Below are 13,056 nucleotides of genomic sequence, written 5' to 3'. Positions count from 1 at the left end.
ATTTGAACCCAGGTTTGTTCCACTAGATAACATCTCGATCTGTGAATCTTGGCGCTGGTTCACCTCCTATTTTACCTCCTTTTCATCGTTCCGGGTGCTCCGCAGGAGCATGGACTATTTGAACCGTATTGGGGTGTCCCCAAATACCCCTTTTGCTCCTTTTCTTTCCCACCGCAGGCGAGAGAGGACGAAAGAGGCCAGTGGGTACTAAGAAATGGGGAAGTGGGAACATGGTGGTATAATAGGGTACGAACAAGCATATTTTTCCTCGCCCTGGCTAATATCGATACGCGCAAAAATAATCTCTTAAAATCCGAACTATTGACACAAAGAGGTTGAGACACGTATACTGCTTTTGCCGAGAACTCGTGTGTATTTTTGTAGCAGTCGTAGATATTACGATTGACGGGAAGATTGTGGAAGAGAAGTATTCATGGAACAACCAGCCCTATTAAGCATCATACGTACAGACACAATTTATCGGTTTCGCATTGATCTTCCCGATGGCCCTGTAGGCCAGGAGTACAGCACGGATCTCACGAATGAGATCCGCGACCGCTTACGCCGCGTGCTACAGGCAGTCAATCAGACTGGTCAAAACAGCGAGGCCAGACGCCCGTTATTCAAGACTGGTCCGACAAGTGATGCACTCCTTGCCCTGGGACGTTTTCTTTTCGACTCATTACTCCCGGGCCCGCTCCAGGAAACATTGCGGCGGCTCGACTCCACATTAATTATCAGCACGAATACTCCTGATATTCCCTGGGAACTTCTCTATGATAATCACATGAAGTCCAGGCGCTACCTCTGTCAAGGCATGAGCGTTGGCAGACTTATCCTCCAAGAACAGGAGCAAGCTCAACGCACCTCCAATCTCGACCGCGTCACGCGCAACAAAACCACGAAACGCGATACACAGGGGCTTTCAGTGCTCTTTCTGGTAAATCCTACTGGTGAGCGACCCGGCGCTGAAGAGGAGGTCGCCTCCCTCTGTACCAGCTTACCAGAATCTGTCACACGCATTATTCTCTATCGTCAGCAGGCCAATCAGTTAGAGATGCGCGTGCGCATGACCTCGGATGCACCACATGTGCTGCATTATGCAGGCCCATATCCGGTTATGAATAGCAACAATGAACCGGCACTGGCGCTGGCGGGCAATTCTCGCCTGGATACCACGGCCCTGGAACAACTCTTTCCAGGCTTACCCAAACATCCCTTGATCTTCCTCAGCTATTATGAGGAGGAACGTTCGGGACGGTCCAGTGGTACCACAGCCCTCAATCCGGGACAGGATCGCGATGCGCAGGCCGATCAACTGGCAAATTCGCTCCTGACCGCGGGTGCCAGTGCAGTTATTCTGCAGCGCTGGCCGATTAATCCTGCCCGCGCCCGCGAATTTATGATGCTCTTTTATCAGGATATCGCAGATGGCATCGCTCTGGGTGAGGCTTTGCGCCGTGCACGCCTGGCTATGGCACAACATTATGTCGATGACAGCTCCAGTCTATCGTTTGTGCTCTATGGAGATCCCACACAACGTCTGGTTATCAGTACACTGGCAAATAAAGAGCGCCAGTTTGAGCAGCACGTTGATCCCTTCGACGACAACCAGTTAATGTCGCCGTTATTATCTTCGACCAATGCCCCCGATCGCCGCTTTATGCGCGCTGTGCTGGAATTCGCACTCGGGGAGGCCCGCAGAATGCATAAGGACTATCTCGGCACACCCCATCTCTTTATCGCCCTGACCAAGCTGGATGGCGGCTGTACGCAGGATGCATTGCGCAATCTCGGATTTTCTCCCAAACAGGTACGCGACGTCATTCGCCTGGCATTAGGCACTGGCAAAGCGACCAGCGATGCGGCAATCCTGCCCACCCGGCGCTGTAAAGAGATCCTCCAAACCGCTGAACATAATGCGGTCGCGGCTGGCACCTCATCGGTGGATGAGCGGGCCATCGCCCAGGCCGTCCTCAGTGAAGGGGATGGCGTCACACACGAATTATTGACCAAGCTGGGCATCAATCCCAGTCAGCTGATCGAGATGATTCTGACCAGTAGTGCTCACGCGCTCCTTGAACTTGTCCCATCGGCCACAGCCAATCCAGAGGCCGTGGGAGATGACCTACCGGGTGCCCTTAATCCCGATATCAGTGCCAAGGGTGGGAACTCGGCCCTCGAACGTCTGGGCCGCGACCTAACCAGGCAGGCCAGCAATAAGCAGCTTGCGCCATTGATTGGACGAGAAAAAGAGCTGCGTCAATTGATGCAAACCCTGATGCTCAAGGATCGCAATAATCCCATCTTAATTGGCGACTCTGGCGTTGGCAAGACCACTATCGTAGCAGGACTGGCCCAGAAGATCGTCGATGGTAAGGTGCCAGCCGAGCTACGTGGCAAGCGCCTGATCGAGCTATCCGCCAGTTCGCTGGTCGCGGGGACAAAATACCGTGGAGAATTCGAGGAACGCCTGCTCAAGGTTCTGGATGAAGCAGAGACGAGTGGCAACATCATTCTCTTCATCGATGAGATGCACCTGCTGATCGGGACGGGACGTGCCGCCGATGGCAGTATCGATGCCGCTGGTATCCTCAAACCAGCCCTGGCCGGTGGACGCCTGCGCTGTATCGGCGCGACCACGCCCCAGGAATATCGCCTGATCGAAAAAGATGCGGCGATGGAGCGACGTTTGCGACCCATCATGATCGAAGAGCCATCCCCAGAAGATGCCCTGGTCATCCTGCAAGGGATGCGCGATCTGTATGAAGATCATCACCATGCTACCATTAAGGATGAAGCACTGCAGGCTGCGGTTCAGCTCTCAGTACAATATCTTCCCAATCTGCGCCTGCCCGATAAAGCCTGTAGCGTTCTGGATGAAGCCTGTTCACAGGCCCGTGTCTTCTCTCTGGAAGAAGAGCCACAGGAACTGGAGGAACAGGAAAATGGAGAAACTATTCCAGTGATCACGGCGGCAATGATCGCCGAAGTTATTTCAGCTCGTACGGGCATTCCAGTACGCGCACCCGGCCGCGAGGAGCGAGATCGCTTGCTCAGCCTGGAGGCACGTCTGAAATCGCGCGTGATTGGTCAGGATGAGGCCATCACACGGGTCGCGCAGGCCATCCAGGTTTCGCGGGCGGGACTCAAGCCGCGCAACCGCCCGGCGGGTGTGTTTATGTTTCTGGGACCCACCGGCGTAGGCAAGACCGAACTGGCCCGCGCCCTGGCTGCCGAGGTCTTCGGTTCGGATGAACATCTCATCCGCGTCGATATGTCAGAGTATATGGAGAAACACTCTGTCTCGCGTATGATCGGAGCTCCTCCCGGCTACGTCGGCTATGATCAGGAAGGCCAATTGACTGGCAAACTCAAGCGACGTCCACACTGTGTAGTCCTGCTGGATGAGCTAGAAAAGGCCCATCCCGAAGTCTTTGATCTCTTCCTTCAGGTCTTTGATGCTGGTCGCCTGACCGACGCCCAGGGACACATGGTAGATGCGCAACATGCCATTTGGATCATGACCTCCAATGTAGGCACAGAAATGCTGGGACGCTCAATGCCCAGTGGCTTTCGAGCAACCATCAAAGAGACGGCCGAAGAGATGCAACGTGAACGCCTGATGGAACGGCTCCGCCAGACCTTCCGTCCTGAATTTCTCAACCGCATTGATGACGTTGTGATCTTCCATCCGCTCACCAAAGAGCAAACGCACGAGATTACTCATCTACAGATCAATGACCTGGCATCCCGCCTGCTGGAACAGGGACTGATCTTACATACCGACGAGAGCGCGATTGATCTACTCTGTAAAGAAGGCTTCAGTCAGACGCAAGGAGCACGCCCTCTGCGCCGTGTCATCGAACGCCTGCTGACCGTCCCATTGAGCCTGAGAATCTTGCTCGCCAACATTCCTCAAAATGGAGAGGTACACGTCAGCGCCAACGATGACAAACTTGAGATCGATATACGCGACCCGGCCATCAAAGTGAGTGTCCCTGCTGCTATCGACGCCGAACTTGAAACCAATTAGAGAGGCAATAATTGTGTCGGGGAGAGAACGATACAGAGCGTTGGGGAAGATTGCGGTACGATGAACGGGAAAGCGGACCTCACATGCGTTCGGCCCGCACCTACGTCTTTGTACATTATTGCTATATAGGTTGGGAAATGGAGGCGCGGCAGACGGAACTGCGGGATAGTCTGGTTCAGGAATAAAAGGAATGATCGAAGATTGTCTGGATCAGATCTACAACGCAACGTGTCGTCTACAAACGCAAACGATACAGTGGGCACATGGAGCTTTGCTCAACACAGCCACGCACTATACGCAGGCTTGCATCTCCACGTCCGGAGTTCCGATCAACAGAACAGATTGGCACCCCAACGACCATTCCTCATTCCTTATCTATAGTATACTCCCTCTTACTTTGCGCAATCTTTGGTGCAACTTTTCGCTGCATTCATCACACAAATTGGCTCTGCAGGCTAATCCATGGCATATTACTCTTTGGAGATAACGAATCCACTAGAGAAGAAGTCTTACATAAGACACTGACAAAAATGCACAGGTGCAAATATACAATCCGAACATAAGCATGCTTCGTGGTCTTCACCTGAACACAATAAAGCCTCTGCGTGTCGCCATTTTGTGGTATGATACAAGCAGATTTTCAGTTACATAATCCAACAATGCCATTGAATCTTATAGATGTTTTGAGGAGGTAATTTGCTCTTATGAAGGCCGTGAAAACACATGTTGGGCGCTGTGATACCTGTGGTGAGCCAGCAGCTTATGCTCAATTATTGGCTGGCGGACGGAGCTTCCGCTATTGTGAACAGCACGCTCCTTTGCTTGTTAAGAAACAGGCCAATGCCACTGAGGGTGCGAATACAAAGAAATAATGCCATTTGCCGCTTAAGCCATGGGCAATAGTATGTGGAATGTAGATCCCCCTCCCGGAACACCTCTACTCTCAATCCAAATCTTCCCACCCATGGCTTCAATTAAGCGCCATGAGATATATAATCCCAATCCTGAACCACGAATGGGACTATTGACGTCGCTCTCCAGCCGATAAAAGCGCTGAAAGACCCGTGACTGCTCTTGCGGAGCAATGCCCTTCCCGACATCGGTAATACTGATGACAACCGCTTTGTCGTGCTCTGTAGAGCGTGCTACGGCGAAGTGGATCGGCGTTCCTGGTGGTGAATATTTCAGTGCATTGGTGCTGATATTCATCAAAACCTGATGGAGTCGCACAGGATCGGCGTACACCGAATATTGGGCCGGGATGTCCATGGTAAGTTGACGCTCCTGATACGTCAACTGAGGCTCAATCATTAACTGAACTTTTGCCAGGATATCATTGACTGAGACACGCGTAAGCAGGGCTGGCTTGATGGCAGCCTCGGCCTCAATGCGGCTGGCATCCATGACATTATTGAGCAGGATCGCCAACTCTTCACAACCCAATTGGGCCTTCTGCAAGAACTCATGTCTCTGCTCAGGTGGAAGCTCATCATCATACTGCGCGATCAGTTCAATATAGCCCTGAACTGCGGTCAGCGGAGTACGCAACTCATGTGAAGCTGTGGTCATGAAGTGATCTTTGAGCTGATCTAACTCTTTTAGCTGTTCATGGGCGGTGCTCAGGTGCTGATAAAGCTGAGCATTGGTAAATGTCACGCTGGCCTGCTCAACAAAATCCTGTGCATGCGAAAGAGCTGTTTCATTAAAAGAAGGATCACTGGTGCTGCCAGGCGGTAACCAGCGCGCAAGCATCAGAATACCATTGAGCAAACCATTGGTTAGCAGGGGCGCGATAATCGCGGTATGAATATGATGGTGCAGAAGTTTGGCCCGTAGCGCGAATTGTCGTGAGCCTGGCAATTGCTCACGAAAAAATGAATCCAATCCATCATTACTACTATTTCCCTGACTGGCCTGTGGCTGGGACTTACGGGATGGACTGACATGTAGCAAAAATGGCTGCAAAGGATAAGCCGTCTCCTCTTCATATTCCGGCAGGTGCAGTGTCGGCCACTCGTCAAGCAAGATCTCTTCAATCTGTTCGCCCGTTGAGGCTGCAAACGGCGTCAATGAACCATCAGGAAGGCGAAGATAAAATAACACCACATCAGCATTCAACGCCCGAGCGCCTTCCGAACAGATTAACTGTCCCATCTCAGTGGGGTCCATGACTGCTGCATTTAAACGTGTCGATATATTTACCATGGCTCGTGCAAACATCTCGCGTTCCTGCGCCTCCTGATAGAGATAAGCGTGCTCAATAATCGTTGCGATCTGATGCGCGTAGCCACGCACAATCGCCGCCGTCAAGGCATCGGTCCGGGCCAGTACATGGCGAGCCACTCCCAGGCTCCCTCGGATACGTCCTTGATAGATAATTGGAAAGAACTGCATTGATGGAACATGCTGCTTCTCTTGCCAGCGCAGTACCTCGCCAGGCAATTCTCTCGCATGATCAGCCCAGTACAACTCGCATTCTTTCCCCTCCTGCAAAAGCCAGGACAGAATAGACTCGCCTGATAAGCGCCAGTTGGTAGACTGCACCAGACGCGACGCGGTACCGACCAGAATATGGGAATTCGCCATGAATGGTTGCGTATACTCCTCAATCAGTAACAGCATTACCGAAGTAAAACCAAACTGAGAAATCACCACATTCATGATGCGTTCGCGCAAATACCCGATGTCCAGAATATCTGTCAACTGGCTCACCAGATAGCGTACCTGTTCAGCCTCCTTAAAGCGTTGATCGCGCTCTTGAAGCAAGGTGTTATTCTCACGCGTCGCAAAAAAATGGCGCACCACAATCAACAAGCCCACCAGGGCACACACCAGGAACAATCCCTGTACCAACTCAGTACTGAGATCGCGCAGATGCAATGCCACCCAGACACTCACTCCCCCCAGGATCAAGCCCAGCGGCACATACATATTCTGTATATGCCAACGGCTATGCTGTGTTTCCCATCCCAGCATTGTGCTCTCTGGGAACAGTGACGGCACGGTAGGGAGAGCTGCAACATTCGCCAGGACCGCAGGCTCAGATCCCAGCAATGCGCCATATTGATATAACGTCGAAAGACCAAGCAGCAAGAGACCACTGCTATAGGATAGATCAATCCAGAGGCAAGCTGGATAATACACAGGAATACTGGCAATATCCAACCAGGCTCCAGCAACATCGGCGCTAAACAGAAACAGGAGCGCGCCTCCCACCAGGAGAGCGGGACGCCACATGGCCCTCTGAATGCCTTCCTGGAAGCGCAGGAGGAGCAGAAGGAGCAGAAATATATCGCCAGCCACATAGCACAGATCCGCGCTCAAGCGGAGGGACCAGACGGCAGATAAGTGCGCGGGTGTCAACAAGATTATCAGGACATACCAGGAGAGGCCAACCAGACAACAGGTTGTAATCAAAATATCAACGATCATGCTAACGCGCAAGCGTGAGGTACCGGGGAAATAGAGCAGGCTAACAAACAAACAGGGATAAAAGAGGCCATAGAGCACAAATTTCATGGGGTGTACCGTGGCATAATCTACGGTGCTGCCGGACCAGAGCAGCAGATTATAGACCCCACGACCGAAAAAAGAAAGCAGGGCCAGGCCAATAAAGAGCCAGGAGAAACGCACGTCCAGGCGCAATTGCAAGAGGCCAGAATGGGCCCAGTGCAAGGATTGCCAGGACCAGAACGCGCCAATCAGCGCGGTCACCATCATCACGATCAGAGCGCTTATCTCAATTGCGCGCACGCCAAAGGGAACCCCAACAAAGAGTATCCAGAGCAAACCACTACCACAAAAAACGCCAACAAAAAACGACGCTACGCCAGCATAGCGATACACATTCTGCTTATCCAACCGTGAATTTCGATCTATCGCCATAGTCTTCGTGCACGCTCCCAGGCGCACAGATAATCAGGACATGGCAGTGTTACAAGAGCCGCAGATATTTCTCAATCCACAACTCCACATTGCTTTTCTACTGTGCCTACAGCAATCACTCAGCCGTATCCCCATATTTGCGCACAAGATCCATATACCAGAATAGCTGACGTTTCCTCAGCATTGGTTTACTACGAACGAGATTGCCAGGAATAGAATCGAGAATGTTATATGCTAATTCGCCAGTCAATGAGCCTGCCATGTCACCGGGGCTATAATCCAACATACGCGTGGTACGTCGTCCGGTACGTTGCTCACGGGTATCGATAGTCATCATCATCAGCCCCTCTTCATCCTCATCCGCGATCACCTCTGGCAGGGCATAGCTATTACCGCCGGGAGAAAAGATACCACTCATACCATTCGCCTGAACGCCATGTTGTGTGCCAAACCAATTCGCCACGGCCAGATACACATTATGTTCCGCGGCACGTGTCCGCCAGATCAGGAAATGGAAAGGATTGTCAGTATCAAAGTTATTCAACAGTCCCATCGGGGCCTGGGAAATCGACAGAGCTATCGGCACAGGATAATCCAATAGCGCCGGTGCACAGACCAGATCGGTTCCCTTATTGGCTAAGATGCGCAACGTCTCAGGAAACAGGACATCATAGCCAGTCGCCAGGCCAATACGCCCGGCAGGAGTATCAAAGGTTGGGAAACCGAGATTCCCCGGTGTCGCCCACAAACGGTCGTGCGGACTGAGATGGATCTTACGATAGATACCATACACACCTTCAGGATCGATCAGCAACACAGTATTGTAATAATTTGACTCATTGCGCTCGGCAACACCCAGCACCAGACTCACCTGCAACTCATTTGCCAGCGCCACCAGCATATCCGTCTCAGGGCCGGGCACCTGAATCGCCCCGGCTCGGAAATGCGCAGCGAGTGCCGTAAGATCATTTTGCGTCACAATCTGTGGAGGCACCGATCCTGGCAAAACCAATTCAGGTAACACCAGCACATCAGGCACCGCTGGAGCATTATCCCGCATCAATGAACGCAACCAATCCAGTAGCGCTTGAATGCGTTCGGCAGCCGAATGCTGCGGGACCGCGGGCAAGAATGACAGATCTATCTGCACAATACCTGTGCACGAAAGCTGACCTGTGGGCAATTCACCCAACTCATAAAGGCTATGATAGCGTAAAGGCTCCCAGAGATAGCTATTCTGCAGCAGTGGACGATAGTTGCCTGGCGAGCGATCAGCCAGTGGTAAACCAACCGTCTCAGACTGATGGAGCCAGCGCTTATCGCGGCTCTGCTGCACATCCACCTCACCATAGGCAATGCCCACGCCATGCTCAAGAAATGTCTGCATCGATCCATCTGGATTAAGCACACAACTCCCGCCATGGAATTGTATTCCACGTTCGCGACCATCGCGATTGGCCGCCACCACAAACACCTTATTCTCAAAAGCGCGTGCCATCCACCAACTGATCGGAAACGTCTCTTCAGCCCAATTTGCCAGATAGAGCAGAACATCGGCTCCATGTAAAGCGGCAATACGGGCTGCTTCAAAATACTTCGCATCGCTTCCCACCAGGGCGCTGATACGGCCCAGGGGGGTATCCCAGACAGGAAAACCCTGATCTCCCTCACTGGCCCAACGAGGATCACCAATATCCAGATGAATCTTGCGATAGGTACCAATAATCCCGGCGGGACCAAGCAAAACAACGCTGTTATAATACAGCTGAGTTTCAGAATCCACCTCTGGCAAACCCAGCGCAATATAACATTGATGCATTTGCGCCACAGCCAGAAAACGTTCCGTAGTAGGACCAGGAATAGACTCTACATAAGGAGCAATCTCATCATTAGAGATCCAACAATTGCCAGTTGTCGCCATTTCAGGCAACACAATAAGCCGCGCACCATGCGCGACCGCATCTTCTACTAACTGCAGAAGATTCAGAATATTCTTTTCTTTCTCGCCCAGAGTTGGCTCATATTGAATGGCCGCAACTCGATATGTGGAGAATTGTGGTTCGTGAGTGAAGAGAGAGCTCATCAAAGCTTATGTGCTCCTGGTATATGGCTATCGGAAAGCCATAGCTTGCAACAAGATGCTGATAGTATAAGTTCGCTGGCGAACCAGCCTCTAATCAAAGATCGATAACTCTTGTATTATATCACCACGGTTCAGCCACGCGGTGCACAAGCATGCAAAGGAGCGAATTTAGTACTAGGTTGCCTGCTCATATACAGTACGACGTCGCAACGGAGGCCAGCATTCCCATGATGCGTACGATGCCCTTAACCATATGGGTGTAGTCGGGTGTATAGACTTTTTTTCAGGCACACCTGGATAAAACCGCTTCAGAAGCCAGTTCAGGCACATAATCATAGGTAAAAGGTGTATAGGTGTAGGCAAAATGCACAAAGTACCACTCTTGTACCATATATACCTGTGTATAGTGGTTATATATAGCATTTTGCCTACACCCATACACCATATAACGCTAGACGCGCTCTACAGGCTGATTTATGTGGATATATGCCTAAAAAGGTCTATACACCCGAGCGATACCCCCTACACCTCTTTGAACATTTAACAATCAAAACTGACAATAATTCCCTGGTATCTAAATATTCTTAGAATGTAGGTGTGGCCCGACATTTTTGTGCATTTGCTACATTTGATTTAAATGTTTGAAGTGTTATGGCTCTTTACAGGTTGAGGATGCTATGTTACTATGATACTAATAGAATGAATATAGAGTATGACAGTTACGCGAGATATGTCTCTTCACTCGCGGGTCACAGAGAGTAAGTATCAGCGGCTGAGAGTGCTTACACGACCTTGCCAGAAGATGATACCCCTCGCCAGTCGATACTGAGAGAGTAAAGTATCCGCTTTACCCACGTTATAGGGTAGAGAAGAGCGCGTCTTTCTTGCGGAAAGAGTACACGGTCAGCCTGGATAGTAACAGTGTGCGCAAGATACGCGGAAACAGGGTGGAACCACGAAGAGCAGTGCTTATGCTATGCATCAACCTTTTCGTCCCAAGAGGGGATGAAAGGGTTTTTTTATTGTCTAGAAACAGGAGGCATTGATCATGTCAGGTAAAGTAGAGATCGAGGAGGCGGTAAATTATACACCGCTTCAGCGTATGCGCCACTCGGCAGCACATGTGATGGCTGAGGCGGTCCAGGAGATTTTCCCGGATGCCCGCTTTGCGATTGGCCCCGCGATTGAAGATGGCTTTTACTACGATTTTGATCTGCCACGCGCGCTGACGCCCGATGATCTGCCTGACATCGAGCAACGCATGCGCCGCATCATCGCGGGTAATCATCCTTTTACGGGAGAACGCTGGCCGCGCGAAAAGGCTCTGGAATACTTCCAGAAGAAGGACCAGGAATATAAGGTTGAGCTGATCGAGAATTTACCGGATGCCGAGGTCGGTATGTATCAGCAGAGCAAGTTCCTGGATCTGTGCCGTGGACAACATGTGGATAATACCAGCGAGATTGGCCCGATCAAATTGATGCGTGTCGCTGGTGCCTACTGGCGTGGTGATGAGCATCGTCCAATGTTACAGCGTATCTATGGCACCGCCTGGTTCACACAGGAAGAACTGGATCAGTATCTCTGGCGTCTGGAAGAGGCACAGAAGCGCGATCATCGCAAACTGGGACGCGAACTCAAACTCTTCACCTTTAGCGACGATGTCAGCGCAGGTGTTCCACTCTTCTATCCGCGTGGCGAGATGCTGCGCCATCTGATGGAAAACTATGTGCGAGATACGCAGGAACGCTATGGCTATCAGCACGTCTGGACATCGCATATCGGGAAGGTGCGCCTCTATAAAACATCCAAGCATTGGTATACCTATCGCGAGAATATGTTCCCGATTATGAAAGGCGAGCAAGAAACATCCGAGGATGATGCCTTCATTTTAAAGCCAATGAATTGTCCGCATCACATCACCTTATTCAAATCCCAGATGCACAGCTATCGCGAACTGCCAATCCGCTACGCTGAATTTGCTACGCTCTATCGCTATGAAAAAACTGGTACGCTGACAGGTCTGGCACGTGTGCGCAGCCTGACACAGGATGATGCCCACGTCTTCATGCGTCCAGATCAGATCCAGGAAGAGTTTAATAATGCTGTCAACCTGACGGCAGAGGTCTTCTCAACCTATGGTTTGAGCGATTACTATGTACGCCTATCGCTGCGTGATCCCAAAAAGAAAGAGGATTATGTCGGGGGCGATGAGGTCTGGGATGAGGCTGAGTCCTCGTTGCGCTCCGCTGTTGAGGGCAGGCATATCACATATGAGTTGGGGATTGGTGAGGCGGCCTTCTATGGGCCCAAGGTCGACTTTATGGTGCGCGACGCTCTGGGACGTGAATGGCAATGCGCCACGGTTCAACTCGACCTCAACCAGCCGATGAATTTCGAGCTCGAATATATTGGTGAAGATGGACAACCACATCGTCCGGTGATGATCCATCGCGCCGTGACTGGTTCCACGGAACGCTTTATGGCCATGATCATCGAGCACTTCGCCGGGGCATTCCCCGTCTGGCTATCCCCGGTCCAGGCCATGATCATTCCCATTGCCGACCGTCACCAGGACTACGCATATAAAGTATTGGAACAACTAAAAGCTGCCGGTATCCGTGCCGAGGTAGACATACGCAGCGAGCGCATGAACGCCAAGATCCGCGATGCCCAACTACAGAAAATTCCCTATATGCTGGTCGTTGGAGACAAAGAAGCTGCCGCCGAGGCCGTATCGGTACGCCTGCGCACAAACGTCGATCTGAAATCCATTGCCGTCAAAGATTTGATTGAACGTGTCACAGGTATTGCCAGAAGCAAGAGCTTCGAGCTCTAACCATCCTCAATAAAGAGATTTGTAGGTGCGTGCCGAGGTCGCAACCGAGGTGCGCTTGCCTCTTCATCGTACGATTCCCAAGCCCCTTCAGAACTTATCCGAAAACGTGGAAGGAGATGATAGAATCAAGAACAAGGAAAGGAACACGAATCCCCCAAGCAAAGGAGAAACCAAGATGGCCCGAACCAAACCGTGGGAAGTCAGTGACCAATT

General features: G+C 51.4%; 5 protein-coding genes. 3 read left to right on the top strand and 2 right to left on the bottom strand.

Annotation, left to right across the window (positions count from 1 at the left end):
• The first annotated feature begins 433 nt into the window (after positions 1-433).
• Together F1593_RS25815 and F1593_RS28680 are read left to right on the top strand one after the other, a co-directional pair.
• Positions 434-4,036 (top strand): AAA family ATPase, encoded by a 3,603-nt coding sequence (locus F1593_RS25815; RefSeq protein ID WP_149404439.1) that lies wholly within the window; start codon positions 434-436, stop codon positions 4,034-4,036.
• A gap of 704 nt (positions 4,037-4,740) precedes the next feature.
• Positions 4,741-4,908, top strand: a complete 168-nt coding sequence (locus F1593_RS28680; RefSeq protein WP_172632454.1) for a hypothetical protein — start codon at positions 4,741-4,743, stop codon at positions 4,906-4,908.
• Positions 4,909-4,921: 13 nt separating this feature from the next.
• On the opposite strand, the gene F1593_RS25810 is transcribed toward F1593_RS28680, so the two are convergent.
• A complete protein-coding gene (locus F1593_RS25810; RefSeq protein WP_149404438.1) occupies positions 4,922-7,921 on the bottom strand; it encodes a sensor histidine kinase in 3,000 nt (999 codons plus the stop codon).
• 115 nt (positions 7,922-8,036) lie between these two features.
• Positions 8,037-10,004, bottom strand: a complete 1,968-nt coding sequence (locus F1593_RS25805; RefSeq protein ID WP_149404437.1) for a nitrilase-related carbon-nitrogen hydrolase — start codon at positions 10,002-10,004, stop codon at positions 8,037-8,039.
• Positions 10,005-11,052: 1,048 nt separating this feature from the next.
• On the opposite strand from F1593_RS25805, the gene thrS reads away from it, so the two are divergent.
• A complete protein-coding gene (gene thrS / locus F1593_RS25800) occupies positions 11,053-12,843 on the top strand; it encodes a threonine--tRNA ligase (protein WP_149404436.1) in 1,791 nt (596 codons plus the stop codon).
• Positions 12,844-13,056 lie beyond the last annotated feature (213 nt).

Origin of the sequence: Dictyobacter arantiisoli (genome assembly GCF_008326305.1) — a bacterium.
In the GTDB taxonomy this organism is placed as follows: domain Bacteria; phylum Chloroflexota; class Ktedonobacteria; order Ktedonobacterales; family Ktedonobacteraceae; genus Dictyobacter; species Dictyobacter arantiisoli.
Note: the sequence above shows the minus strand (reverse complement) of the source record. Positions and strands in the feature narration are given on the sequence as shown.